Raw genomic sequence first — 26,586 nt, 5'->3', positions numbered from 1 at the left:
ATTAAATAGTGATTTCTAAATTATCGTAGGCCAAATATACGTTTTCAGGTAGTTTTTTTTGAATCTCTTCATGAAAACCGAAATGGTGGCTGATATGTGTCAGGTAAGTCTTTTCAGGTTGGACCAGCGCAATGAAAGCTAAAGCTTCTTCAAGGTTGAAATGCGAATGGTGCGGTTCTTCACGCAGCGCATTGACGACTAGAACTTTGACGCCCTTCAGCTTTTGAATTTCTGACGCATCGATGGTTTTCACATCTGTCAGATAAGCGAAATCATCAATCCTGTAGCCAAAAACCTGAAGGTTTCCATGATACACATTGATTGGAATTGCCGTTTTATCACCAATAGGAAAAGGCACCGATTCTTTTACTTCGATGGGCATCACAGAAGGTGCTCCGGGATAGCGGTTTTCCGTTTCAAAAACATATCCGAAACGTGTTCTCAGATTAGCCAAAACCCTTCCGTGGGCATAAATAGGAATCGCGCCTTGCTTGAAATTAAAAGGTCGGATATCATCCAAACCCGCGGTATGGTCGGCATGTTCGTGCGTGTACAAGATCGCGTCAACCTTCTGGCAATGCGAAACGAGCATCTGCTGGCGAAAATCCGGACCGCAATCAATCACGAACGAATGATCGTCCCAATGGATCCAGACCGAAACCCGCAACCTTGAATCTTTAGGGTCAGAACTTTGACAAACGGGATGGTGGCTTCCAATAACAGGAATGCCTTGTGAAGTTCCGGTACCCAAAAAATAGACTTTCAAAACTGTTATTTTTTTTACAAAAATACTATTAATTCTCACTTGGTAAAGTGCTATTTTGTTAACTTTGGCAAACTATTACTACGTTACCTCATACCATGGACAAACAGATAAAATTAAAAGGTGATAAAATTATCGAGCAAGTTCCTTCGACCAAGGACAAAGCACTCCGTATTAATTTGAATGAAAACATCTACGGAACGTTTGCCGAAATTGGCGCAGGTCAGGAAACCGTCCGGCATTTTTTCAGATCCGGTGGTTCTTCAGGAACCATAGCCAAAGCCATGAGCGCTTATGATAAGGATTTTAGCGATGCCATTTACGGTATTGAAGAAGACGGTCGCTATGTGACCGAAAGCCGATTAAAAAAAATGCTTACCCATGAAGTCAACCTCATTGAGAAACGTTTGAGCCGCGAAAAACACCCGAATAAAATGTTTTTCAGTTACGCCAACACCGTCGCTACGATTGATTTCGCGAAACAATTCAAAGGCCACGGTTGGGTTGGAATCCGTTTTCAGATTGATCCTGAGGAAGAATACAACGACATCATTATTCACATAAGATTTAAAGAAACTGACGCGAGATTACAACAGGAAACTTTAGGGGTTCTTGGTGTGAATCTGATTTACGGCGCGTTCTACAAATACAACGATCCAAAAAAATTACTGAGATATCTTTACGATCATCTCGATAAAGACCAACTCGAAATCGACACCATCAATTTCTCCGGGCCGCGTTTCGCTGAAGTCGATAACCGTCTGATGAGTTTGCAATTGGTCAAAAACGGTATGACCGATGCGGTGATGTTCGATCCTGAAGGAAAGAATATTCTTCCGGCAGCGATTTTATACAAGAAAAACATTTTGGCTTTGCGCGGCAGTTTCAGGCCAGTAACTAGTGTGAACATGGACATGTATGAGAAATCATTGAAGATGTTCCTCGCCGAAAGCAAAGTCGAAAAAGAAAATACTTTAGTGGTTTTTGAAATCACGCTTTCTAATTTGCGCTCTGAAGGTGAAATCGATGAACGCGATTTTATGGATCGAGCCGAATTGCTTTGTTCACTAGGACAAACGGTAATGATTTCGAACTTCCAGGAATATTATAAAGTGGTCGAATATTTCTCAGCCTACACCAAAGCCAGAATGGGATTGGCGATGGGCGTCAACAATCTAGTGGATATCTTCGATGAAAAATACTACCGTCATTTGAGTGGTGGCATACTCGAAGCTTTCGGGAAATTGTTCTACCGCGATTTGAAAGTGTTCTTATATCCGATGTTGGGCGATGATGGTGAAATCATCACTTCAGAAAATCTGAAAGTGCATCCTAGAATGAAAGAATTGTATAAGTTCTTCAAATTCAACGGAAAAGTAGTCGATATTGATGATTTTGATCCGCACAATCTGCAAGTTTTCTCACGTGAAGTCTTGAAAATGATCAACCACGGAAAAACTGGTTGGGAAAATATGTTGCCACTGGGTATTGCTGAAATCATTAAAAAACACCAGCTATTTGGCTATGACCCAAATAAGGTTTTAGAAGAAACTAAATAGTTTTTGAAAATAAAAAAGAGCCACTAAACAAGTTAAAATAATTTTGTTTAGTGGCTTTTTCTTTTGATACAAGGTGGCTTATTTCAATATCTGGGCTGCGTGCGCTTTTGTTTTTACATCGGAAATCACTTCATCAATAATCCCGTTTTCATCAATAATAAACGTGGTTCTGTTGATGCCGTCATATTCGCGACCCATGAATTTTTTCGGACCCCAAACGCCAAAAGCTTCAATTACGGCTTTGTCTTCGTCAGCCAATAATGGGAAAGGCAATTCGTATTTATTTTTGAATTTCGACTGGGCCTTTTCGGAATCAGCACTTACGCCCAACAAAGCATAATTATCTGCCTGAAAACGTTGAAAGTTGTCACGCAAATCGCAAGCTTCCGCAGTACAACCCGGAGTGTCCGCTTTCGGATAGAAGAAAACCACGAGTTTTTTTCCTTGGTAATCTGCGAGTGTGTGCGTATTTCCGTCTTGGTCTTTTGCGGAGAAGTTCGGAGCTTTGTCGCCTTTTTGGAGTGTCGCCATTTTTTTAGATTTTAAGATTGTAAGACTTTATGAATATTATATTTTACATAAAAACCAGATTCGATAAGTCTTGAAAATTATACTATTTTTACTTTCATAAAAATACTTACAATGACCCAACAAGAACGTGTAACATTTGTTATAAATACGTTAAAAGAGCTATACCCGACAATTCCAGTGCCTCTAGAGCATAAAGATCCATACACATTACTGATTGCAGTTTTACTCTCTGCACAATGCACTGATGTCCGCGTGAATCAGATTACGCCATTGCTATTTGCCAAAGCCGATAATCCTTATGATATGGTGAAATTATCTGTCGAGGAAATCAAAGAAATCATTCGCCCGTGTGGTTTGTCGCCGATGAAATCAAAAGGAATTCATGGCTTATCGCAAATCCTGATTGACAAACACAACGGCGAAGTTCCGCAGAGCTTTGAAGCCTTGGAAGCTTTACCGGCTGTGGGTCATAAAACCGCCAGCGTAGTGATGAGTCAGGCTTTTGGTATTCCTGCATTTCCTGTCGATACGCATATCCATAGACTTATGTATCGTTGGAATTTAACCAACGGAAAAAATGTCGTGCAAACAGAAAAAGATGCCAAACGCCTTTTCCCTAAAGCACTTTGGAACGATTTGCATTTGCAAATTATCTGGTACGGTCGTGAATATTCACCAGCGCGTGGTATGAGTTTAGAAAAAGACATCATCACCCGAACCATAGGAAGAAAAACTGTTTTGGAAGCGTTTGAAAAAAAAATATCCCGATAAAACATCGGGATATTTTCTAATTAGCTATGACTTCTACATTCATTTTACCCACTTTGATAAAGCTTAGCGCTTTGGAGTAATTCAGTAAAAAAGAAACGGTCTCTTTTTTAGGTTTCATGGAAGGAGTAACTAATGTTTCTTTAGAGTAAATTTTTGCCATATTGTAGTTTTATTGTGTTTGTTTCTACTACAACGCAACTCTATTTCAAATATTGTTAATTCGTTAAAATTATTTGATGTTTGTCAATCACTTTTCTGAGGTTCATCAACGCGTAACGCATTCTGCCCAAAGCTGTATTGATGCTGACGCCTGTAAGTTCTGAGATTTCTTTGAAACTCAAATCCTGATAGATGCGCATCACAAGTACTTCCTTCTGATCTTCAGGTAATTCTTCAATAAGTTTTTTAAGGTCTTTTTCTACCTGATCGGTAATCATCCTATTTTCGATGGTCATCGAATTGTCTGTCATGATTGAAAATATCGAAAATTCCTCCGTTTCGCGAAACATCGGCATCTTTTTATTTTTTCTGAAATGGTCGATGATCAAATTGTGCGCGATACGCATCACCCAAGGAAGAAATTTTCCTTCTTCGTTATAAGAATTGGATTTTAAAGTCTTGATGACTTTAATGAAAGTATCCTGAAATATATCGTCTGTTAAATCCCGGTCTGAAATTTTAGAGAAGATAAAACCGTAAATTTTTGATTGATGCCTGTTGATTAATGTAGCCAAAGCGCTTTCGTCACCTGCCACATAATTCTTCACCAATAATGCATCTGGGATGTGAACATTAGCCATAAAATACCTTTTAGTTTTAATAATAAATGTTGAGAACAATCTCTAAAAAGTAGTTTTGCGTTATAGGCTAAATGTTAATGAGGGATTAATATTAAGCCAAATGTAGCACAATTATATTCTTAAAAGCAAATAAATCTTCAAACTTTAACAATTTTGATGCAATAAATAAAAATATGTGCATTTAATTCAGAAATCGGCAAATCCTTTCTATTAAATTTCACATATTGATGATATCCTGTTTTATTTTTTTATAATTTTTATATTTTGAATGCCGTGATCATTTTCAATTTTCAAGAGATAGATTCCTGATTGATAATCAGACATATCGATAACATCCGTTGATTTCAAGATAGTTTCCATTTTTTTTTGCCCCAATATATCGGTCAGCATAATTTTATTTTGCGCGTCAGACAATTCTAAATACAATAGGCTTTCTACAGGATTAGGGGAAAAAGACTGTCTTGCCAGGCTAGAACTTTCAATGCCCAGCGAACAATTACTGCCCACAACATAAGAAAAGTATCTAGTGACCGACAATCCGCCTGCATAAGCAAACTTAACAGCATAACTTATAGTCGAACCGATTGTTTGTCCGGTAATGGTTTTCGCAAAAATAGTACCCGAAACATTAGTCATTGACGTTTCGGAGAATGGCGATTGTTTCCATAAATAGGCTACGACTCCCACTCTGTCGGTATCGAGTAATTCGAAGGTAATTTTGACATCGTTTCCAATAGTTTCAAAATTGTAATGGTAGCCTGTTGAGAAAGAGCCTTGCGAAGCCTCCGCAGAAACACCTCCACATTGCAATACCACAGACGTGGTTGTATTGAGAACAATAGGATTATTTAAGGCCGTATTCCCTGTTAAATCTGCAACAGCAACTGCAAAAGTGTAATTCGTATTGGGGGTCAATCCAGAAATGATCACTGATTTTTGAACGCCTGAAGTTCCGGCAAAAAAAATAGACTGCGTTCCGTAAGCAACGTTGTAAACGACTGTCCCGGAATTATCGGTAGCGTTAAGTAACAATTCGACCGAAGAACCTGTAACGGCTCCAATGGCAGCTGTAAAATTATCGGGGCGCTCGTTATCCAAAGTGGTGTTTTGATAGACACGCACATAATCAATATCCATCGAAGTTTGCGTAAAATCATCAGCGATGCTTCCGGCAATACCGCCCATCGCAATATTAAGCAACAGAAATTGTTCCTTATCGAAAGGCCAGGTATTCGCATCTTTAACTGCGGGGTTGTAGGTATAATGAATAACACCGTCAACCAGAAAGGACAATTGGTAAGGCGACCAGTTCAGCGAATAAATATGGTAAGTATTAGCCAAATCAGGAATAGTAACACCTCCATTATTCACAGAATTCCCGAAAGATGAGGGCGTATGCAAAGTGCTCTGTATATAATTTGGAGACTGTCCCTGAAAAATCCCATGTTCCATGATATCGATTTCGCCGCACGCGGGCCAATCGGTGGTTCCGAAGTCAGCATCGAAATAAGCACCGTCTTCGTTGACGTTTTTTCCAAGCATCCAGATGGCAGGCCAAGTTCCTTGTTCCATGGGAAGTTTGGCGCGCACATCGACACGACCGTATTTAAAAGCGAATTTGGAATTGAGTCGCGCCGAAGTGAATTGTTTGGTCACGCCTTGATCCGTATAGGGTTCTTTTTTAGCTACAATTTTCAAGAATCCGCCATCTACAAAAGAATTGCTCTGTTGATTGGTGTAATGCTGCACTTCACCATTGAACCAACTTCCGCCCGCAGGCAATTGTGTCTGGTGAAACCAGTTGCTGCTATTGACCGGTCCGTTGGTGTCAAATTCGTCCGACCAGACCAAATCGTTGTAAACCACATCAACCTGAGCCCTACAAAACTGCCCCAGCATTAACAACAATAACAGAACCTGAAAGTGTGTATTCCTTTTCATAAGCGTTTCGTATTTAGAAAATATTCTTAGTATTTCAATTTTTCATTTTTATCCCAAATGCCCCAATAAGCTCCGACATCGCCTTCTGCCCCGACTTTCCAGGATTCATCAAAAGAGGAGAAATAGAATATTTCAATGTTATTTTGTTGCGACCATAATTGGGTTTCTATAAAGTATTTCATGGCGTTTTCATTGGATGCAACGGCTCCTTTAAGAGCACCTCCTTCGCTTGGCCAACCAGTCTCGGTGATAATGACGCGTTTGCCTTTACCGGCATCTTTTGCGGAACCGAACATGCTTTGCATATGATGTAATGAATATTCAATCGGACAACCTTCCCAATAAGGATAACAGTTGGTTAGTATTACATCACAAGCTTCGGTGATTTTTGGGCGATGCGAAAACTCATAATAAGCGTCAACATAACCGATAGGAATATCAGGCAGTGCTTCCTTGACACGATTGATGTATGCCAACAATTGTTCTTCTGTCAAATCGCCTCTATACATCACTTCATTCCCAACTGCGGCAATCGCTACGCAACCTTCTTTGGCTAGTGTAATTAGTCCTTCTATTTCCTTTTCATTGAGTTCCAAATCACTTCCTAACCATGCGCCAACGAGTGTTTTCATGCCATTTTGGTGTGCAATTCGAGCGATATGTTCGTTGCCTTCAATACACGAGAAAGAACGAATCCATTTTGTATAAGGCTTTAGAGTTTGAATACGTCTGTTGACCTGTTCGGCAGTGATAATATCGCCCGGTTTTTGACCATCTTCGTACAAACTGAAACAAATACCATGCATCCCTTTATGCAGCGTTTCTCTCCACATATCAGCTAATTTTTTAGTTGAAATTTCAGAAAAATCGATGGGTTGATATTCGTTTTCTAAAGAATTATGCTCCAATGAATGGCTTTCTAACGAAAAATAATGACCTGCTCTAAATGACATGACTTTATAAGTTTTAAGGTTATAATTCGCCTCTTCTGGCTACTAATTCTGCTTTTATTTCTTTGGCTTTTTCTTCCGATAAATTATAATCCCACATGACCCAAATAGCAATGGCTGCCGTGATAATGGGAATAAAAATATCGAAAAGTCTAAGGTTGGTTATCGTTTCAGTACTTTGAATAGCTTTACTAGCATCAAAGCCGATAATTTCCAGTACCCAACCTGCTAAAACCAAAGCGATTCCTTGTCCAAGCTTGACCATCCACCAATAGATGGCTCCGAACGTGCCTTCTTTTCTAGGCATTCCGTTTTCTAATTCATCAAGATCACACACATCGGCTGTCATACTCATCATTAAGGTAAAAAGACCTCCTAGTCCGAAAGCAATTAAAGGCACTGGAATTAACATTAACCAAGGGTTTCCGGGGCTAAAACCCCACCATTTCAAACCATATCCAATAATTGATAATACTGTAGAAATAATAAAGGCATTCTTTTTACCGAATTTGCTGGAAAGCACAGTGACTATTGGTATAATTAAAAAAGCAGTAAACACAGCACTAATGGTAGAAAACCAAGCTGGCCATGTTCCCGCCATTCCATAATCGCCTTTGAATAAATAGAAAACAATAATAAAATAGCTAAAAGATGCTACCATTTGAAAACCGTTAAATACTAAAAAGGTGGCCGCACATAATTTCATAAAAGATTTGTTTTTAGAAATCAGGCCAATACTTTTGAAAAGACTCAGCAATTCACTAAATACATTTTTATTTTTATTATCTCTATTATCTAAATTGGTTTGATCCATTTCTTTACAAAAAAGAGCGGGTAAAACCCCTAAAATCATACAAATGGCTCCTACAATGATGGATAATTTATGAACGCCTTCTGCTTGCGTTTTAAATATGGTAGGATCGGCAATAACAACCCAAAACCAAGGTACAATCATCCATGCAATTTGTCCTATGGTTTGAGAAAATCCCATCAATCGGGTTCGTTCTTTATAATCGGATGTCATTTCATATCCTAACCCAATGAGCGGTGTCGCAAACAAAGCATTCCCTGTTAAGAACACTAGAGAAAAAATAAGAAAATACCAAAAATTATAGCTTTGTGTATTATTAGGATCCAATTGCCACAAAATGATAAAAAATACACCACTCAAAATAGCGCCAACAAAAATAAAAGGCCTTCTTCTTCCCCATCTCGATCTGGTATTATCAGAAAGATGCCCAATAATAGGGTCGATAATGGCATCATAAATTCGAGGTAATCCGCCTAAAATTCCCGCAAGAAAAGGATCCATGCCAAAAGCGGTAAGCAAAAAGAATGAAAAAACACCTAAAGCGCCAGGAAATAAATTGTTAACTAAATGTCCGGCGCCAAAAGCGGCCTTTTGTCCAAAAGGAACCTTATCTCTTGCTAATTTTGGTGACACGTTGGTGGACTGAATTTCTGACATAATATTTTTTTTTAAGGTTGAATCAACACGGTTTGTAATGCTTTTGCATTAATGGAAATATTTTTTTTCTGATGATTAAGATTGATCTGAATTGATTGTATGGTTTCTGTCGGGTTGAAAATCGCAATCGCAATCGAGCCATCAGGATTTTTCACCGCGGTGGCCATCAAATCTTTATTTTGAAGGGTGCAACCGATTTTTACTGCACCGGGTCGCATGAATTTGCTGAAATGTGCCATCGTATAATACAGCGGCGTTAAATAAACCTCATCCTTTTGCACATCTACAATCACGGGCGCCGTACACCAGTTTTTGAACCAGTTCGGGCCGCCTTGCCGGTCTAAAACCATATTCCAATCGACCCAGCCATCTACCCAATTGTTGAGACAGCCAATGATATCAGTGGCATAGCGATTTACCGGAGCATATTTCGGATGCAAGTGTTTGTCTTTTTCGCTCGCCCAATCCCAACCCCAATCGGTCGCTTCTTTTTTCCAGTACCAAGCGTCGTCATTCCAATGTGGGATTTCTGAATCTACACAGGCTTCGGTCTGAATCAGGTATTTGTTAGGAGATTTTTTGTGCGCATATTGTAACGCGTCCGCGAAATAATCATAGGTACTTTCATACCAATGAATTGCAGTTCCAGCAAAGTATTTCGAAGTTTTCTCGTCCTTATACATCGCATCGACCCATTCCTGCAAACCAGCGCGGTTCTGATCGTAACCCAAAATTTTCACTTCAGATTTTCCGTGAGCTGCTAAAGTCGGCCCCAAATGATTTTGAACGAAAAGCGTCATTTCTTCGGGCGAAAATAACATGCTTTCCCAGTTGTTGCCGTTGCCATGTGGCTCGTTGATGACCGTGAGTCCCCAAATGTCAATGCCTTCTTTTTTATAAGCGTCGATGTATTTCGAATAATATAAAGCCCAACTATCGTTGTATTCCGGCAGCAATTTCCCACCAATCCAGCTTTTATTGTCTTTCATCCACGGCGGTGCAGTCCAAGGCGAGGCGATAATATTGAAACCGTCTTTTGAAATGGATTTCGCTTCGAGTATCATCGGAATAATGTCGTCTTTGTCTTCTGCAATCGAGAAATTTTCAAGATTCTTATCGCCATCGACCATCGCGTAAGCATAATGTTTCAGAGAGAAATCACACGAATTGATGTGCGTTCTCGTGAGCGAATAATCTGCGCCGGCTTTGCTGAAATAAGCGTCAAGCACTTTCTTGCGGTTGGCTTTGCTCAATTGATTCAAAAGATGTGCGCTCGATTCCGTAAAAGAACCGCCAAATCCCGTAATGGTCTGAAACTTTTCATCGGGATTTAAACTAATGATCACCGGATTTTCGCTGGCTGAAAAAGTCGTGATTTTTTTGAGCGCATGGCCGCTTTCAGAAGTTTCGTAGACGGTTGTCTGTAATTCTTTTTGTGCGGTACAGCTGTTCAATGAAAGTGCCATCATCATTGTGAATGTTGAGAATTTAAAGATGGATAATATCGATTTCAATTGTTCCATGATTTAATGGGTTACTGGTATCGCAGGCATTTTAACATCGAGCCACAAAGCTTTTTCATCACCGTGGTAAGTTTTCGTAATCGGTTTCCCGTTGCGTGTCAGGCCTTTGAATGTTCCGGCATCGACCTCGTTCCATAGCGCATATTTGGCTTCCGACTTCAAATTGATCAACCCAAAATGATTTTCCGAACCCGACGGATTGGCACTGTCTTTCCAGTTTTCATCGAACGCTTCAAAATAAAAACAACTAATGCCTGAATTGTTTGTCCAGTCGCGCATCAGGTGATAGAATTTGGCCGATTTGTATTCATCCGTAGCTTTTGAACCTTCATTGCCATAAAGCTCATTCGACAGGGTTGCCCAACCGGTTTCGCCAATATGAACAGGTTTGTCAACGCCAACCGATTTCATATAATTCACGACATTTTTATATTGAGAAACCGCATAATCTCTGGCGCGAAGCATTGCGGCATCCACTTTTTCTTTTTCTGATAAATGTTCTTCTTCCGGCAAGGTTCCCCAAAAAACCGGATGGTAATGCGTGTCGTGCATCGGATACGTGTGCAACGAAATATAATCGACCGCTTTAATCAATTGGTTCAGATCTTCGTTATGGTAAGAAGCATCGCCACCGCCCCAAGAAGCGAAATTATCCGAGCTCGTGATCCACAAATCTTTGGGCAATTTTTGTTGTTTTTTTAAATGCTGTAAATGATTGACCCACTTTAAAATTACAGCTGGCTGCACATAATAATTCGTCGCCCATTTGACCATAGCTTCATTTCCGACGGCTATAATTTTCACGATTTCGGGATATTGGTTTGCCAATCGGATGGCTTCGTCAATTTCAACGGCATTGCGATCGCTTTCTTCGTTGTGGTTCGGCGGCAAATCGGTCCAGGCGTTTTTGCAGTCAATCCAGGCGCCGAGCATGACATACATTTCAAAATCGGGACTTTCTTTTCTCAATTCCGTAATGGCTTGTAATAAATTCGCGGCTTCCTGAAGGTGAACGTTGTAAGTTCTGACCACTTTGATGTTGAGGACTGACAGCAACTTCATATCTTCCTTCAACTCCGAAATCGTCGGCTCCACCGCGCGCGTCTGCGTGCGATAACCGCCGTAACAAATGGCCTGATAGTTTTTATTTCCTAGTATTTTTTCTGCTGTCATTTCGTTGTCTACACGGCTTTTTATAGTACTATGACACGAAAGCAAAAAGAAGCATAGTATATAAATCGCCTTATTCATCATCTTAAATTATCGGCTGTGAGGCTTACTTTTATTTGTGAAATTGCTCCGGTTCTTAAGAAGATTTTTTTGCTTTTTTCTGCATCAAGTTCCGTTGTATTATACACTTCTTGAGAGCCATTACTGTATTGCAATTCCAATTGATTTTCTGTCGCTATTTTATAAATGACCGGCACCTGACAAACTGTAAAGGCCATACTTCCGCTTTCGAGTTGGGTAGGTTTTTCAGTTCCATCAATGCTTACAAAACTGACTTGCTGATTTTCTGTGAGGAATTCTTTTTTAGTCAATATCGAAGGTTCGAAACGCAATTTTCCGTTGCGGACTTTTACGCCCAATTCACCAATTCTCGTCAGAATATCTTCTTTAACCTGACCCGTCATTCCAGGTTGTTGTGCACCGCGATGCAAAGGGGTATGCGAATACGGATCGGTTGGAAAAGCACCATAAACCGCCGGCGATTTGTGGATGCCGATGCCTTCGCCGATTTGCTCATAATGCTGGACTAAAGCGTTAATCGTATCAGGATTTTCACCAACTTCAATCGCTTTGAGCAACACTTCCTGAACCGCCACATGCAGTTTGGAAACCATATGCCAATAAATCGAACCCAAACCTTCAAAAGCGAAAAAAGTGCCCGATCTTCCGGTGAATGCTTTGTGGTTGAAAACGGATTCGAAAATCTGTAAAACAAGTTCTGTGTCTTTAGCGACCCATTCACGATACTCGTTTTGATGGCCGAGTTGAAGCAAAGCCGCTTTCAAATCATTTGCATTGTGAAAATTCCCATTGAAATGATACCCGCCTTTAACATCCTGATTGATGATTTGCGTGTTATGATATTGCAATAGTTTCAAAATTAAAACCGATTCCGACACTTTCGTTTCAGGAATGGTATTTTTCTCTAAAAATTTAGGAAGTGCTTTGTTCGGATATAGAATGTAACTGTTCTGATCGGGTCGATATAAGGCGCTGTTTCGCAAAGCATCTAAAATTTCGACAGCTTCTTTTCCGTTCAGAAAACCTGAACTTAAGGCGGCGACTTGTCCTTCAAGCATTTCCGGCAAATGCGAAACCGCGACGCCTTCTTCATGCAAAGACATCAGATTGTAAGCGTCATAAAGTTTGTCTTCCCGTTGGTTTGCTTTGATGGAATGTTCTATAAAATCCAGACTGATTTGCGTAAAAATTTTCAGACCTTCCATTGAAACGGTACGTTTCTTACCCCAAAATCCGCTTTGGTATACGTGGTCGCGATAGTCGGAAGCCGCTTCGCCTAAAGCATCCATTATTTTTTTGCGGTCGAAATCGTTGATTTTTGAATTTAATAAAGGTTTGAACGCAAGCAGATTTTCGCGGATCGCATGATAAAACTCGACCATTTCATTCGAAATCTTGATGTTCTCGGTTGATGAAGTTTCCAATAAATCTTGGAAAAATTTCAAGAACCTGTGCAGATAATTCAAAGTCACCATCGAAACGCCGTTGCCCACCAAAGCATTGTTTGCATCATTCCATTCGGGGCGCTGGGTGTTCATCCAAATGCCGGCTTCGGGAATGAAGTTCGACATTTTCGAGAGTACCGTCGCGAGGATTTTCTCGATGAAATTGACGTGGTAAATTCCGTTATTATCGGTCAGTAATAAAGCACCATCGGCTCCAAGTACTTTCCGTTGCTCGTTGATTTTTTTATCCCAGTCGTAATTGTAACCAATCGTATCTTTCGGATTTTGCAGAATTTGCTGGTAGGATTTGATCGTGTAAGGCACGGCGGCATAAACGAAACACTCTTTTTCAAAGTAGGAATGCAATTTGCCAGGTTGGTATTTTTCGATGAATTCCAGAAACTTCAACAAATAAATAATCTGATGATCGCCCCAATAACCGATATAAGACCAAGGATTGTCATGTTCAATGGTTTCCCAATCGAAACCGTCTTTGGTCACGCGATACGGATTGTAACCGTCAAAAGTGGAAGCGTTCAGAAACTTGAGAATCATGCCGTCGATAAACTGCGGATAGGCATACGCCAACGCTTCCCAATTCTGGAAAATATCGCGCCAGTTGCCTTCGTAATCTAATATTTTAGAACCGTCGATTTCACTGCGTGTATTGATTGAAAACTTATTCCACGGACGACTCGGATCGCCATGCCTGCGGCTGAATTTGAGTGGTAAATATTCTGTACTAAGCCTGATTAAATCAGCGTCCTCATATTGTTCCAGTACTTTTTCAATTACAAAATAATCGAACGTTTCCGGCAACTTGTTTAAAAATTCCGAATGATTCTGAAAGACGATTTTATTCGCCCGCATTAAATAATCCGAAAAATCTTTTTTATCGATTTGATAGTTGTTATCGAAAATACCGCCACGCATGATGTTAAACAATACGTTCGAAAAATGGCGCGTATCTTTGCGCTGATCGGCCGTAAACTGCAAACCATCGGCGGCCGCGTTGAGTGTTATGAGATTTTGTTTGCCTAAAGCGATATCGTCAATCAGTTGATTTTCTAGAGTCGCGTCATTCAAAATTGCCTCAGAAAGCGCAATGATCTGCGATTGGTTTTGGTTGACATTCGCTATGATTTTCCAGCTTTTGGATGTGCTTTTTTCGAGCTTAAAATCTGTCGAAACAAAATAAGCGCCTTTTTCGCCCTTGATGTCAGTTTCAGGTTGCAGTTTCTGTAGTTTTCTAAACGCGGGAAGTTGCAATGAAGACAACAAATAATCGGGTTTTTCGAGTCCGATTGACCATGCGATGTTGGCTTTCAAAGCTTCGCTCGGTTCGGCTTTATCAACAATGATTGCGCTTAAAGCAAAAATCCCTAAACCGCTTTCGGGAACGAGTTCGTTTCTTTTATACGCATCGACCAAATTACTTGTTGTGGTTTGCAAATCACTTCCGACGCCTTGCGGCATGAGGTTTTGGATTCCGTCGAGAAGCGTTATTTTGTAATCCTGCCCCGAATGGTTTAGAATTTCCGATTTTTTGATGAAACCGAAGTTGTTGCTCGTACTCCATTGGTATCGAAACGTAAGCTGCAAATCATGATGGATTTCCTCAAAAATTATAGTATTGCCAAAAGTATTTTTATAGAGATTTCTACTCAGATTGTAATGGTCGTTGAAGCGTTCTGAAAAAGGTTCCCAAAGCTTCGTCTCGTTTTCCAAATGAATCTGAAAAACCGTTTTACTTCCCATAATGTCTGCAAACTCCGTGATTTTATCATCGGTATAATAAGGGAAAAGCGCGAAATCGGCATTCTTTCTTCCGGCTGTCAAACCGCCGTTACTAGAAATAAACAACCAATGGTTCGAATCGCTGACGATGCTCATAAAAAACGGACGCATGCGGTCAGCGTTGGCGATTTTATAATAATGTTCGCCATCGAGCAGCACCATTTCCATGGTTATAGATTTGTCATTCGCGTCCAATGCTTCCATCGGCGCCGTTTGGGTTTTGTTCATCACGCAACTTTTTTGTAGAAAGATTTAAAGATTAGTTGGCTTCCTGATAGACCCTGACATAATCAATCGTCATGGTTTGCGGGAAAGGCGTTTGTGTGGTTGGATTGCCGAGGTAATTTCCACCGACCGCAACATTCAAAATCATGTAAAACGGATGGTCGTAAACCCACTCGCCAGGCACTTCGCTTTTATTGATGCGTTGGTATAAATAACCATCTACGAAATAATCAATCGTGTCGGCAGTCCATTCCACAGCAAAAATGTGGTAATCCACATCAAAGCGATCGTAACGCAACGCAAAACTGTCAGTGATAGCATTTCCGCCTGAAAAACCTGGGCCGTGCAGCGATCCGTTGACGATACTTGGTTTTTGTCCGCGCAATTCCATGATGTCGATTTCCCCACATTGAGGCCAAGTCACGGTTTCATTGTTCGCGCCCAACATCCAGAAAGCCGGCCATAAGCCTTGCCCGTAAGGTGTTTTCAGACGCGCTTCGAAACGTCCGTAAGTTTGCGTAAACAGGTTTTGGGTTTTGATTCTTGCGGAAGTAAATTGCGAACCCTGATAGCTTTCGCGCAAAGCGGTGAGGACTAAATTTCCGTTGCCATCGGTCGCGGCATTTTTCGTGCGGTTCGTGTAATTTTGCAATTCCTTATTGCCCCAGCCGTTATTTCCGGTTCCGATATCGAAAGCCCATTTCGTAGCATCAGGCGATTGTCCGGCTGCACCGTCAAATTCATCGCTCCACGTTAATTGCCATTTGCGACTGTCGAGCGTCTGTTTGTTGTCGTCAGAGTTGCATCCTATCAATGAAACCATCAAAATCGATAGTATCAACGTATTTTTTATAGCTGTTTTTTTCATCAGTAAGTATTTTTAAAATTAAATCCCGTCGGCTAGTTTTTGAAATAGATATTATCGAGATAAATATTGCCATTGCCATCAAACTTGAGCTGGATGACATTGGCGAGATTCACCGGCGCAAAACTACTCAGCGGAATATCAACGCTATTCCAGCCACCCAGAGAAGGAACGGTTAACGTGTAAGATTTCTCGACCGGCCCGGGGCTAATTAGATAAACTTTCAAACTCGTAGAATTTGCCGTGTAATAATCGAGGTGCAGGAAATTTTTGGAAGTCACATTTTGGGCACTTCCCAGTTGTATTCCCTGATAATTCAATCCTAAATATTTGAGCGTATTGTTTCCGGCAATCGGCACTTGCGTAGCCACAGTAGTTTGCCCCCAACCTGGATTCAAATCTGTGCCGGCGATATTGGTATAGGCATCGCTGAAAACAGAAGTCACATTCGCTGCAGCGGTTGTTGGTGTTGGTGCCGCTGTTGTCGGAACCGGGGGAATGATGCTGCCGTCATTGTAAAAATAAATGTTGTCCGCATAAACATTCGTAATGTTCGTGCCCGAGAAAATGATCTGTGCCAAATGCGCTTTGTTGGTTAATCCCGCCAAACTTGACAGCGGAATATCGAGGCTGATCCAGTTGCGGGAAACCAAAGTAGTTCCGGAAAAAGTCCGGTTACCGGTTACATCATTGCCTCCGCCAAAAGCTGCATCTGCGCCCCAGTCACTGACTTCTATTTTAAACGTAGAACCCGCAGCAACGGCATTGGGAAGGTATAAATCTATATGCAAATGCGACATCGAAGAAGCATCAATCGTCGGCGCACTGAATTGGATTCCCACGAAATTGAAGTCTGTGTAGTTGAGTACATTGTCATTAGCGACGGTAAAATCTGCGGATTGTGTTGTTTGGTAGGGTGCATAATAGCCATTGTAATAATCTACCGGAACGTTTGGATAGGTTTCACTAAAAATCGAAATCACTTTATCGGCGTTTCTTGTCGGTGCAGGGGCATGCGTATAAGTCCCTAAAGAATTCAATGTTAATGAACCGAGTACGGGTTGACCGCCCAAAGTTGCCGTTATTACAGTTGATCCGGAAGTTAAAGTATTGATGACTCCCACTTCATTGACGGTGGCCACGTCAGGATGTGATGAAGTAAAATCGAGATAAGCCAGAGGAGTAACTACAGTTTGGTCGATTCCGTTAGGCAAGTTGAACGTAGCCGTCAGCCCGCTAACACTCGATTGAATACCATTGAAAGAAGTTTCGGTTTTGTTTGTTCCGTTATAAATCGCCACTTGTGCGTGCGCAATCGTACCTAATTTCTCAAATTTGACTTCATCCATCCAAAACGAATAGCCTTCGCCATTTTCGGGGCCTTCTGAGAAGAAGAACATGCCTTTTTCAATTTTGAGTTTCGATGCGTTGGGAATCGGAATGATGTATTTGGTCCAGACGGTACTCATACGCACACCATTGATCGCGGTCTGAAATTTATTTGCACCCAAATCATTCCCAAATCCAATGACATCAACAGTAGCGGCTTTCGAACTTTTCGCCCAAAACGTCAACGCATCATAGCCCGTTAAATCACGTCCGACCGTTAAGAAAAAAGTTCCTCCGGCATAATTCCCAGCCGGATCATTCACGTTCGGTACATCAATACGCATCGAAGCGCTTGAATTGTCATAGGTTACATCCTTATCAACCTGAAAGGCCTTCACCACGGTTTCTGAAAATGCGGCATAAATTAATCCCGGCGTAAAACCGTCGATGAAAACTTCAGGATTGGTCGAATACGTGGCATCCTGAAAATCTTTCGGGTCGTTTTCACAACCTGCAAAGGCCAATAAAATCATCCATAAAGAAAGATGTTTTGCCCAACGAATAGTATAATTTGATTTCATAATAATCTCTTTTTAATTGCCAATATTGATTTGAATGTACGTTCTAATTTCCCACTCGCTGCCGTCAGGGAATCCGATAGCGTCCGGATCCGGCACCCAATCCCCATTAAGATCTAATTTCTGCGTTGGGTTGTATCGCGGAGAATATTTATTTAGGGCACGCCAAGTTCCGCGAATACCAATTCTGGTTCCGGGAAGTAAAAACCAATCAGGTTTTCCTACTTCAGTAGAAAGATCAGTCATCAGTTGTAATGGGAACGTGAGGTTAAAATCGCGGTGGTAATCGTAAGGTCCCCAATCGTTGATTTTCACGAAAGAGTTCAATTTGATTTTGTTGTAGATGATTCTCAAATCCATTCCGTAACGGCTGATGGTTCTTGCATCGCTACCGTTGCCTTGAGCGTCACCGCCGTAGAAATTGGCAATGATTCCGAAATAACCACTGATTTTCGACACCACTCTGGCGTTGGCTTCCCACAAATCTTTTGCTGGAGCCGCACCTGGAAAGGCGAAAGTAGTTCTTCCGTCAGGGAAAATACCAATCGCGGCGTCTTGTGAAGTTGGCAAGTGTCGGAACACTAAACCTGCGCTTAAGGCAAATTTGGAATCTTCTGATCGGTCGTTATCCCAATCGTACATCCAAGTTCCCGGTGTTGGATCGTAAGTGATTAATAATTCTCCCGCTACTTGTTCGCGGTTGCTTCTGACCACAAATGGGTCTTCTAAAATATTTCTAGGTCTGCCTGGTGCTGGAACCGTTGTACTCATAGGGCCTTCCAAAGGTTTTTGCCAAAGGAAATTCGGTGCAATCTGGAATTTTCCGACGTTATAAGCTATACCGCTTAAAACATTGTATTGGTTGCCGCTGCCGCTGTCTTTCAAACGCCAGCCCGTAAATGTTTTGGTAAGATCGGCTCCGCCGTTGGCGACCAAGCCCATCGCTGCTGCTTGTCCGTACCAGTTGAAAGTGCCGCCAGTATAGGTCAGTTTTAATTTTCCACCCCAGTTGTCTTTGGCTTCAATTTGATTTTTTTTGACTTCTTCGTTACCGACTTCGCCTCTGGAGACTTGGTATTCTCTGTCATTTAAAGGTTGTCCTGCCCAAATTCCGCCCAAATCAACACCGAACTTTCCGAATTTCCTGTTCATGTGAAGTGTCAGTCTTCTGGTTTTGGGTTGTGGAATCGCAAACGAACTCTCCGTAGTGCCCTGTTGGTCAAGATCTTCATGGTAAACCGTAGTGAAATTGAATTTGCCGAAGCTTCTCGAATATTTAAGCAATATTGCCGGATTGGCGCCCCACCAAAGTTGCGGACCGAAAGCAAGCTTTAAACCGCTTAGTGCTTTTTTACCTTCCATTTCAAAACCGGAAGGAGCCATGCCATTATAGATATCGATTTGAGAACCGTAATTGGCTTCTGGATATAATCCGAAGAAATCGCCTTCGTAACCCCAATGGTAGTGGCCTGTTCTGTAAAATCCGTCGAGGTTGAAATATTCCTGATTCCAATGATAACTCGCTTTGTAAATCTGAACTCTATTAATGGATTCCAATTTCACATTGCCATTATCGCTATTTACCGTTACAGGTCTGCCTCGATTCTCATAAAAAATCTGGTCGATAGGGTTTGCCGCCACATTTCCGATGATATTGAATTCAACATTCGCACTCGTATTGGCTGAAGGGTTTGCTCCTACACCAATGTAATACGAATCCATATGGTCAAAACCCAATTGGTTCGGATAATCTTGTGTTTTGGGATTGGCATCTTTTGGTGTGGTAATCAAATCGCCGCCTGTATTGAAGGTTGTGAATTCGGCAGACAACCTGCTCAAAAAGATTTTGCCGTTTTTATTGGCATCAAGCGCCGCTTTATCTCCGCGGGCCCTGAGTGTAGCATCTACAAGTTGTGCTTTGTCAAAATGGGATTTAATCGTGGCTAAGGTAGTTCCGGGTGTGTAAGGATTTAATTCGTGCACTTCTTTCAATACATAATATGCGGCTCGAGGATACAATTCATAAGAACCTTTTTCGTTGGTGGTACCTTTGGCACAGATACCGAACCATTCTTCATTCATATTATTTTCGCCTTCGGTGTAATCTTTCTGATAACCACCATTCGACCATGAAGCGTTGTTGTCGTGAACTTCCAGGTTTTTGGTCTGCGCATACTTCCACCAACCGTCGCTAAACTGGAAGGTAAAACCACCTAAAGAGTTTCCGGCTTTACCGAGACCAGCGGCGTTTTCATATATTTCTTTCCAATTTCCTTTAAGATAAAAAGCCTGAGAATTTTGGTCTTCCTGATTCGTCAAAACGTTGAAAGCATCAGCTCCGAATTCGGTAAACAATACTGGTTTGCCGTATTCTTTCTTTACACGTTCAAAAACATCGCCGAAAGAAACGCCACGATAAACGTTCGCGCCCAGGATATCGACATCCTTACATTCAGCAGCAATCAAGTCGAGAAATAATAAATCTCCATTGCAAATCGCTATTGGATGATCCGCATCAATCGCTTTCATGGCTACGGCAGCTTCATTGAATAATTTGTACAAGGAATGTGCACGCGCAGTAGATTTTCTGTCTTTCACGGGAATGTTTTCCGTTTCGGCGCCGTCCCAAAACAAACCGTAGTTGTTTTCGTTTCCGAGTAGAAACAATAACAATCCTTTGGTGTCTTTATACTCAGCAGTCATTTCCTTAACTTCCTGTAACAGCACTTCGCGTGTTTTGGCATCGGAATATTCGGTGTTGGGTGTCCAGACGCCGTTTAAGGTGAGCCCGTAACGTCCGAAAGAATGGTTCAGCATCGTGTAGATTCCGTAATTGGTGTAGATGTATTCAATCCATTTTTTGGGCATTCCCGCGTAAACACGAATGGTATTGACGCCCATGTTTTTAAGCAATCCCATTTCATTGTCGAGCGCTTGCTGGATGAAGGCATCGGGTTGTTTCCATAAACTATAGGAATAATTAGTGCCAATCGGGAAATAATCCCAATTCATCCCGTTGACCATAAAATCTTTCCCATCGACTTGAAGTTTCATGCCGTCAGTGTTGTTCATGACAACGACCTTGTTGTCCTGAGAAAAAACGGATGCCGAAAAAAGAACCAGGGTTAGTAAAATAATTTTTCTCATGTGTATAAATGTTTAATTCGTGTGTGACAGATTATTAAGAAAATGCACTGCTGAAAATGCATTTTAAAGCTAGCTTTGTTTCTATATTGATAAAAAACAATTGTAAAAATTAAGCATTCATAAACTTACATAGTTTATGTTTTCAAGAATCAAACTATTGATTATAGAAACTATACAAAACGGCATTGTGCGCACAATGCACAAAAACATCAGGATTATCAATAATTCAGAAGCTTTATTAATGATTAAACTACTAAATCATGGGGCTAAAAAACCTGCTTTGTATAGTTGATGTATAGGTAAGAGTACTCGAAAAAAAGAGCCTTATATCGAAAGAATATACTCTACCAAGCCGGTTTCGTGCGGCAAATCCATTTTTTTACGCAAACGATATCGTTTGATCTCGACGCTTCGTACGGAAATGTTAAGAAGTGGCGCTATTTCTTTCGAGGAAAGGTTCAATCGAAGGTAAGCGCACAACCTTAAATCGTTTGGCGTCAGCGAGGCATGTGCCGCTTTGACTTTCTTTAAGAAATCCTTGTCGGTACTGTCAAAAGCTTCCTTGAAAATCTTCCAATTGTCTTCTTCGGAAATGTTTTTGGTGATTGTTGTAATGAGTGATTTGATGCTGCGGTTGCCATCATTTGAAGTATTTTTCAAATCTTCTTTAATCACCGACAGTAATTCATTCTTGTTGATCAGACTCATAGACGACACCGCAAGTTCCCTGTTTTTGGTATCCACCACTTGCGAAAGCTGTTCGTTGCGCAGTTTCATCAACTGTTGCTCGTTTTCGAGTTCTTTTATTTCCAAGAGCAAGTTGTTCTCCTCGATCAGTTTTTCCTTTTGTTTTTGATAGTAATTGCGATACGCTTTGTGAATCACGCGTGCCAATATGATGATCAATATCAAATAAATAAACAACGCAAGATAGGTAGCGTACCAAGGTTTTGAAATGGTAAAAGTATAAGTCGCTATTTTTTCAGAAGCTGAGTTGGCGAGTTTCGCACGAACTTTAAACGTATAACTTCCGGGCGAAAGATTCTTGAAATTGATGGTCGATTTTGCGCTCCATTCGCTCCATTCCTCCTGAAAACCTTCGAGCAGATACTGGTATTCGGCGTTGATGTATTTGTTGTATTCGGGCACCGTGAAACTGAATGTGATGTTGTTTTCAGCCGCTTTAAACGTGCCTTCTGAAGTAATCGCGGCCGTACTGCTTTTCTGATTCAGTTTATTGATGCTGATGTTCGTAATGAATACCTCGTAATTCTTAAAACTCAAATCGTTGATGTTAATCGTGTAATAGCCGTCAGTGGTTCCGATGAGATAAACGGAATTCGACAACTGTGAGATATTTTCGTAACCTAACATCGAATTCGTGAGTGACGAAGGAATTGGAATCGCATTTTGTTTCAACTGGTTGCTGAGTTTGCTCAACGTAAAATAATGGATGTAATTCTTAGAAAACAACCAGATTTTATTCGAAGAATCAACGATTAGACGGCCAGAAGTGTATTCATCCTTTTCAAAGACTTTGCTCAACACGGCTTCCTTTTCAAAGGCTTTGGTCTGCGGATTGAGTTTGAAGATTCCGTCTTTGAAAGCATAATAAATAGTATTATTAAATTTCGCCAGACTCGCATTTTTACCTTTCGTGGGCGAGGCATACGCGAACTTGCTTTTGACTTTGGTCAGACCGGCATCGAGTTGCAAACGAAACACGCCTTTATATTCGTGGCTTACATAAACTTCATCGTGGTTGTTGATTTCAAAATATTTCGTGGAATAGTCAAATCCTGAAATTCTGTTTCTAAATACCCATTGGTTGTTTACTTTTTCAAGCACCGAAAGCCCGAAATAATTCCCTTGCAGCAGTTTATTGGGTTGATGCGGAATCGTCGCAAATTTCCAGGTTCCCGATTGTGAAAAAATGGGGTTTGCCACATCGCCATCAATGATAAAAGTTCCTGAATCGTGGCCACAAAAAAGCGTTCCGTCAAATTCAAACAAAGACCAAACTTGACCTTTCGTGCCGGAAATGAATTTGAAATTATCCTCGCTTCCGTAATTTTTATAGAACAATCCCTGATTCGAACCGATATACAATTTGTTTTGAAATAACAAAGAAGTATACACCGTTCCTAAAATTCCCGTATTATCTGCAAAACAATTGACCGGCGTTTGCAAATTGATGCAGTTGATGCCATTGTCAAGACCAATCCACAGGTTTTTATCGGTATCTTCAAAAAGCGATAATACGGTGCTGTTACTCAGACCGCGATTTTGCGTGATGTTGTATTTGATTTTGCCGTCTTTCGACATGATGAAAAGTCCGTTCGAAATCGTTCCGAGCGCAAAACTGCCGTCCGACAATTGCTGGCAACTGTAGATGCTGCTCGCCGACAACACCGATTCCGCTTCTGTATGAAACTTGATGAGGTTGCCCGAAATGAGTTGGTAAAAACCGTTCCATTGCGTCTGGATGAGCAGTCCGTCATCGGTCGCAAAAACATTGACGATGCGGTTGTTCTGTAAAATCGGATTGTTCGAAACCAGTTTGCTTTTTCCATTTTCGATTTCAAAAAGCCCGTCATTTTGGGTTTGGAAATAAATGGCATTGTCCACGCCAAACGATCGGATGATGCTGTTTTTTGGAGTAATAATCGAGAACTTCTGGGTTTTGGTATCGTAAATATAAATCCGGTTCAACGATTGAAAAATGACCCATTGCTCGTAATTGAGGATGTTCCAGAATTGTTCGTCGTCTAAAATTTTATCCTTGATTTTGCTGCTTAACGAATGGTATTTGAGTTGGCCGTCGGAGCTTCTGAGCCAATATCCGAATTCCATGAAACAGCCTGTATAGATTTTATTATCGATGACTTTGACCGAACGGATAATCGTTTCATTCGGCGACGGATAAAGCGTCCAGTTCGAACCGTTGTATTCGAGCAATCCTTCGTTATTGGCAAAAAACACAAAATGGTTCTGGTCTTGCGTAATCATCCAGTTCTGGTTTCCCGCACCATAAAGACTTGGACTGTACTTCACGATAGGCGGCAATTCCTGTGCGATGCCCCAAATAGGCAACAGGAAAAATAAGAAACGGAAATAATTCTGGAGAAAGGCTTTTTGCATTTTAATAACTGGGTTCGAAAATTTACATAAAGATATACAACAGTGTGAGAATTCCAATACAAGAAAAGTAGTAAACGAAAAAAAGCACGCTCTTTCGAGACGTGCTTTTAAAAAAAACTTAAACTAACTTATCTTTTGATCAATCTTGAAGTCGAAGATTTTCCTTCGCTGGTAGTTTTTACCAAATAAACGCCGGCGTTAAGATTCGTGATATCCAAAGTAGCCTGAACCGCATTTGGAGTAGCCTTCATTACTTCTTGTCCCAACAAGTTGAATACTGAAACGCTATCGATGTTGTTTTTGGCATCAATCGTTACCAAAGTATCGGCAGGGTTTGGATACATATCGAAAACAGCTGCTTCATTGCTTCTGGTACTGAGTACTGTTCCTTGATTCTGAGAGAAATAAATATTATCGAAATAAACGATATCAGAAACTAAATCTGATGAAGTTCCCAATTTGTACTGAAGGAAATTGGTTTTGCTGAACCCTAAGCCTTCAAAGAAAGACAACGGCACATTGACACTTTGCCAAGAACCCGCAACAATTGGCGCAGCGCCTGTATCGGACAATTCGTAGTAAAACTCACCACCACCGATTAAGATAAATCTGATTTGTGTTGAATTCGCATCTGCAAAATAATCAAAATGCAACCAGTTGTATGTTGAGATGTTTGTAGCATTATTGGTTCCTTCGCCGTATCCAGCCACGGCAAAATTCATTTTAATCGCTTGATTAACGCCAGTTCCCGGATCCAAATCAGGCTGTCCTGAATTCACTCCGAAGTTGTAATTAGGCGTCCAGGTGTTTGTGAAACTACCAGTATCGCTATAAATACTCAAGACTTCAGCCGGAGGCGTAGAAGGTGTCGGTGATGGGTTTGGCAATGTTGCAGAGAAAAGTATCGTATAAGTATTGGTGACATTTCCGTTTTGTGAAGTCACTAAAACTGTAGCTTCACCAGGAATGGAAGTAGCTTGTGTAATCGAAGTTACCGTTGCAGTCGGATCTGTTGTCGTCGCCAAAGTAATTTGTGGCACTGTGGTAGTTCCTACAACCAATTCGTAAGTATAATTGTTAGCAGCCGGAGAAAAACCTGTTACCGCTACTCCGTCAACCTGTAAAGCGCTTAAGGTAGCATCAGAACCCGCAGCAAGTGGCGTTTTCCAGAAATAAATGTTATCGAGGTAAATCGTTGATGGAGTCACACCACCCTGACCATCAAACTTCAATTGGAATACAGAATCCCAAGTCATGCCAATAAAAGCAGATTTCGGTAGGTCTACACTACTCCATCCACTAGTCACTAAAGGCACATTTACCAGAAATTCACTGGCACCCGTTCCGTTGTTGATAGGAGATACTTTAACGTTAGTGGCATTAGAGGTCCAGATATCAATATGCAAATATTCCATTCCGGAAGCATTCTGAGTAGTGAGTTCCGTTCCTTGATAATTGAAACTAGGATAAGCTAACAATAAGTTTCCTGTTCCTGGATCGTAACTAGAGTTCACACAACATAATCCGGACTGGCCCCAATTCGGGTTGTAATTTGTAGCAATATTGGTATAAGTACCACCATAAATCGAAATCACATCAGCTGCATTTCTTGTAGGATCCGGAGCATTCGTTACAGGATCAGTTCCACCAATGGTTGGATTCTTCCAAAAATAAATATTATCCAAATAAACAGACGCAGGGTTTGTTCCGCCTTGCGCATCAAATTTTAACTGAAACAAAGAATCCCATGTCATTCCGACAAAGGCTGATTTTGGAATATCAATACTACTCCAACCTCCATTTACCAGAGGAACATTGACTAAAATTTCGCCAACTCCTGTTCCGTTGTTAATTGGAGATACTTTCAAATCTGTAGCCGTTGCCGTCCAAACATCAATATGAAGGAATTCCATATTTGAAGCATTGGTGGTGGTTAGTTCGGTACCTTGGTAATTAAAGTTCGTGTAGGCCAACACTAAATTACCGCTACCAGGATTATAAATTGGATCAACACAGCAAAGTCCGGCTTGTCCCCAATTCGGATTGTAGTTTGTTGCGATACTCGCAAACGTTTCACCATAAATAGAAATCACATCCGTAGCGTTGTTCGTCGGAGCCGGCGCATTCGTTGTAGGTTGTGCGATTCCTAATGAGATGGCAAAAAGTGAAAATAAAATCGTAATTTTTTTCATAATATTTTGAATTTTTAGTGTTATTCAAATGTAGGCGGGAAGTGAATCGCTTAGGTAAATGTACCGTATATAAAAACTATACAGTCTCAATAAAGATGCATGTGCGCAAAAACCTCCGTATTTTAAACAATTACAGTGATTTAAAGCGAGTTAAAAAAGTTTTGTAGATGCATGAAAAATGAAAGAAAACACACTTTGTTGTGGTAATGTTGCGGTAACTATCACGTTTTCGTAAATCGATGTCAAGTGGTTTTGTTTTAAAATTCATGAATTCTTATGCTTAAAAAGAAATTTTGATAAAAATAGCTTC

General features: G+C 40.9%; 17 protein-coding genes. 2 read left to right on the top strand and 15 right to left on the bottom strand.

The annotated features are described in order from the left end of the window. Position 1: 1 nt before the first annotated feature. Positions 2-766, bottom strand: coding sequence for an MBL fold metallo-hydrolase (locus tag Q0058_RS13690; RefSeq protein WP_298224892.1), 765 nt, complete (start codon positions 764-766; stop codon positions 2-4). Between the two features lie 95 nt (positions 767-861). On the opposite strand from Q0058_RS13690, the gene Q0058_RS13685 reads away from it, so the two are divergent. Beyond that, complete coding sequence (locus tag Q0058_RS13685; protein WP_298224891.1) at positions 862-2,322, top strand: TonB-dependent receptor; 1,461 nt, start codon at positions 862-864, stop codon at positions 2,320-2,322. 78 nt (positions 2,323-2,400) lie between these two features. On the opposite strand, the gene bcp is transcribed toward Q0058_RS13685, so the two are convergent. Next, positions 2,401-2,853 carry a thioredoxin-dependent thiol peroxidase gene (bcp, locus tag Q0058_RS13680; protein ID WP_298224889.1) on the bottom strand — a complete coding sequence of 151 codons (453 nt, stop codon included), beginning with the start codon at positions 2,851-2,853 and terminating at the stop codon, positions 2,401-2,403. A 111-nt stretch (positions 2,854-2,964) separates the two neighbouring features. Here bcp and nth point away from each other — a divergent pair, with 111 nt between their 5' ends. Beyond that, positions 2,965-3,624, top strand: coding sequence for an endonuclease III (gene nth / locus Q0058_RS13675; protein ID WP_298224887.1), 660 nt, complete (start codon positions 2,965-2,967; stop codon positions 3,622-3,624). Between the two features lie 16 nt (positions 3,625-3,640). Here nth and Q0058_RS13670 read toward each other — a convergent pair whose 3' ends face one another. From Q0058_RS13670 to Q0058_RS13610, 13 genes are all read right to left on the bottom strand, one after another. After that, entirely contained in the window at positions 3,641-3,784 is a 144-nt protein-coding gene (locus Q0058_RS13670) for a hypothetical protein (RefSeq protein WP_298224885.1), read from the bottom strand. A gap of 55 nt (positions 3,785-3,839) precedes the next feature. Next, entirely contained in the window at positions 3,840-4,424 is a 585-nt protein-coding gene (locus tag Q0058_RS13665; RefSeq protein WP_298224883.1) for a sigma-70 family RNA polymerase sigma factor, read from the bottom strand. A 240-nt stretch (positions 4,425-4,664) separates the two neighbouring features. Next, positions 4,665-6,365, bottom strand: a complete 1,701-nt coding sequence (locus Q0058_RS13660) for a family 16 glycosylhydrolase (protein ID WP_298224881.1) — start codon at positions 6,363-6,365, stop codon at positions 4,665-4,667. 26 nt (positions 6,366-6,391) lie between these two features. Next, complete coding sequence (locus Q0058_RS13655; protein WP_298224879.1) at positions 6,392-7,318, bottom strand: glycosyl hydrolase family 17 protein; 927 nt, start codon at positions 7,316-7,318, stop codon at positions 6,392-6,394. Positions 7,319-7,337: 19 nt separating this feature from the next. Further along, positions 7,338-8,783 (bottom strand): MFS transporter, encoded by a 1,446-nt coding sequence (locus tag Q0058_RS13650; protein WP_298224877.1) that lies wholly within the window; start codon positions 8,781-8,783, stop codon positions 7,338-7,340. An 11-nt stretch (positions 8,784-8,794) separates the two neighbouring features. Further along, a complete protein-coding gene (locus tag Q0058_RS13645) occupies positions 8,795-10,255 on the bottom strand; it encodes a glycoside hydrolase family 30 protein (RefSeq protein WP_298225203.1) in 1,461 nt (486 codons plus the stop codon). Between the two features lie 54 nt (positions 10,256-10,309). Next, positions 10,310-11,557, bottom strand: a complete 1,248-nt coding sequence (locus tag Q0058_RS13640; protein WP_298225201.1) for a glycosyl hydrolase family 17 — start codon at positions 11,555-11,557, stop codon at positions 10,310-10,312. Continuing rightward, on the bottom strand, positions 11,557-15,027 hold the full coding sequence (locus tag Q0058_RS13635) for a hypothetical protein (protein ID WP_298224875.1): 3,471 nt from the start codon (positions 15,025-15,027) through the stop codon (positions 11,557-11,559). Before Q0058_RS13635 ends, Q0058_RS13640 begins: the two co-directional genes overlap by 1 nt. A 31-nt stretch (positions 15,028-15,058) precedes the next feature. After that, complete coding sequence (locus Q0058_RS13630) at positions 15,059-15,892, bottom strand: glycoside hydrolase family 16 protein (protein WP_298224873.1); 834 nt, start codon at positions 15,890-15,892, stop codon at positions 15,059-15,061. Between the two features lie 32 nt (positions 15,893-15,924). Further along, on the bottom strand, positions 15,925-17,799 hold the full coding sequence (locus tag Q0058_RS13625) for a glycosyl hydrolase family 16 (RefSeq protein WP_298224871.1): 1,875 nt from the start codon (positions 17,797-17,799) through the stop codon (positions 15,925-15,927). Positions 17,800-17,811: 12 nt separating this feature from the next. Beyond that, positions 17,812-20,943 carry a glycosidase gene (locus Q0058_RS13620; protein ID WP_298224869.1) on the bottom strand — a complete coding sequence of 1,044 codons (3,132 nt, stop codon included), beginning with the start codon at positions 20,941-20,943 and terminating at the stop codon, positions 17,812-17,814. A 324-nt stretch (positions 20,944-21,267) separates the two neighbouring features. Then, positions 21,268-24,084 carry a triple tyrosine motif-containing protein gene (locus Q0058_RS13615; protein WP_298224867.1) on the bottom strand — a complete coding sequence of 939 codons (2,817 nt, stop codon included), beginning with the start codon at positions 24,082-24,084 and terminating at the stop codon, positions 21,268-21,270. 128 nt (positions 24,085-24,212) lie between these two features. Next, the gene (locus Q0058_RS13610; RefSeq protein ID WP_298224865.1) at positions 24,213-26,276 is read right to left on the bottom strand and encodes a T9SS type A sorting domain-containing protein; all 2,064 of its coding nucleotides are present in this window, start codon (positions 26,274-26,276) and stop codon (positions 24,213-24,215) included. Positions 26,277-26,586 lie beyond the last annotated feature (310 nt).

It is taken from the genome of Flavobacterium sp. (assembly GCF_027484705.1).
Lineage (GTDB): Bacteria > Bacteroidota > Bacteroidia > Flavobacteriales > Flavobacteriaceae > Flavobacterium.
Note: the sequence above shows the minus strand (reverse complement) of the source record. Positions and strands in the feature narration are given on the sequence as shown.

Excerpts from the sequence above, each read along its gene's own strand:
- Q0058_RS13685 (WP_298224891.1), top strand. The coding sequence starts at position 862 with ATGGACAAACAGATAAAATTAAAAGGTGATAAAATTATCGAGCAAGTT.
- bcp (WP_298224889.1), bottom strand. The coding sequence starts at position 2,853 with ATGGCGACACTCCAAAAAGGCGACAAAGCTCCGAACTTCTCCGCAAAA.
- nth (WP_298224887.1), top strand. The coding sequence starts at position 2,965 with ATGACCCAACAAGAACGTGTAACATTTGTTATAAATACGTTAAAAGAG.
- Q0058_RS13670 (WP_298224885.1), bottom strand. The coding sequence starts at position 3,784 with ATGGCAAAAATTTACTCTAAAGAAACATTAGTTACTCCTTCCATGAAA.
- Q0058_RS13665 (WP_298224883.1), bottom strand. The coding sequence starts at position 4,424 with ATGGCTAATGTTCACATCCCAGATGCATTATTGGTGAAGAATTATGTG.
- Q0058_RS13660 (WP_298224881.1), bottom strand. The coding sequence starts at position 6,365 with ATGAAAAGGAATACACACTTTCAGGTTCTGTTATTGTTGTTAATGCTG.
- Q0058_RS13655 (WP_298224879.1), bottom strand. The coding sequence starts at position 7,318 with ATGTCATTTAGAGCAGGTCATTATTTTTCGTTAGAAAGCCATTCATTG.
- Q0058_RS13650 (WP_298224877.1), bottom strand. The coding sequence starts at position 8,783 with ATGTCAGAAATTCAGTCCACCAACGTGTCACCAAAATTAGCAAGAGAT.
- Q0058_RS13645 (WP_298225203.1), bottom strand. The coding sequence starts at position 10,255 with ATGATGATGGCACTTTCATTGAACAGCTGTACCGCACAAAAAGAATTA.
- Q0058_RS13640 (WP_298225201.1), bottom strand. The coding sequence starts at position 11,557 with ATGAATAAGGCGATTTATATACTATGCTTCTTTTTGCTTTCGTGTCAT.
- Q0058_RS13635 (WP_298224875.1), bottom strand. The coding sequence starts at position 15,027 with ATGAACAAAACCCAAACGGCGCCGATGGAAGCATTGGACGCGAATGAC.
- Q0058_RS13630 (WP_298224873.1), bottom strand. The coding sequence starts at position 15,892 with ATGAAAAAAACAGCTATAAAAAATACGTTGATACTATCGATTTTGATG.
- Q0058_RS13625 (WP_298224871.1), bottom strand. The coding sequence starts at position 17,799 with ATGAAATCAAATTATACTATTCGTTGGGCAAAACATCTTTCTTTATGG.
- Q0058_RS13620 (WP_298224869.1), bottom strand. The coding sequence starts at position 20,943 with ATGAGAAAAATTATTTTACTAACCCTGGTTCTTTTTTCGGCATCCGTT.
- Q0058_RS13615 (WP_298224867.1), bottom strand. The coding sequence starts at position 24,084 with ATGCAAAAAGCCTTTCTCCAGAATTATTTCCGTTTCTTATTTTTCCTG.
- Q0058_RS13610 (WP_298224865.1), bottom strand. The coding sequence starts at position 26,276 with ATGAAAAAAATTACGATTTTATTTTCACTTTTTGCCATCTCATTAGGA.